This is a genomic window from Arthrobacter sp. H35-D1, assembly GCF_030063185.1.
GTDB lineage: Bacteria > Actinomycetota > Actinomycetes > Actinomycetales > Micrococcaceae > Specibacter.
Genome location: NZ_JASISP010000075.1, coordinates 1 through 884 on the forward strand (window position 1 = coordinate 1; position 884 = coordinate 884).

Here is an 884-nt window from a genome sequence, read left to right on the forward strand (position 1 = left end):
GTGAAGGACATGGTGGCCGGTTCCTTGGGCTTCGCCGCGTTCGCCCGCGAAGCGGCCAAGAACTACCCGATCAACGTGGCCCTGCACACTGACCACTGCCCGAAGGACAAGCTGGACGGCTTTGTGCTGCCCCTGCTGGCTGCCTCTGAGGCCGAGGTGAAGGCAGGCCGGGACCCGATCTTCAACTCCCACATGTGGGACGGCTCGGCGGAAACGCTCGAGGAGAACTTGCGCGTTGGCCGCGAACTGCTGGCCCGCACGCACGCGGCGAAGATGATCCTTGAAGTGGAGATCGGTGCCGTTGGTGGCGAGGAAGACGGCGTTGAGAACGCCATCAACGACAAGCTGTACTCCACCATTGAAGACGGTCTGGCCACGGTCGCAGCACTGGGTTCCGGCGAGCACGGCCGCTACATCACGGCGCTGACGTTCGGGAACGTGCACGGTGTGTATAAGCCGGGCAACGTCAAGCTGCGTCCGGAGATCCTGAAGGAAATCCAGGCTGCTGTTGGTGCCAAGATCGGCAAGGAAAACCCCTTCGATCTGGTCTTCCACGGTGGTTCCGGCTCCTCCGAGCAGGAAATCGCCGACGCGGTGTCCTTTGGCGTCATCAAGATGAACATCGACACCGACACGCAGTATGCGTTCACGCGCCCGGTGGCCGGTCACATGTTCGCCAACTATGACGGTGTTTTGAAGGTTGACGGCGACGTTGGCAACAAGAAGGCCTACGACCCCCGCGTGTGGGGCGCTTCGGCTGAAAAGGGCCTGTCCGCCCGCGTTGTCGAAGCTGCCCGGCAGCTCGGTTCCGCTGGCAAGACGTTTAAGTAATATGAGCGAAGATTTCCGGCGAAACCTCCTCGGACCGGAGCCCACGCTGCTCC

At 62.1% G+C, this 884-nt stretch carries 1 protein-coding gene; it reads left to right on the forward strand.

Translation table 11 applies throughout. The annotated features are described in order from the left end of the window. The coding region (gene fbaA / locus QMG25_RS20345; protein WP_283462946.1) for a class II fructose-bisphosphate aldolase at positions 1-831 on the forward strand (831 nt) is incomplete at its 5' end. Between the last annotated feature and the right edge of the window lie 53 nt (positions 832-884).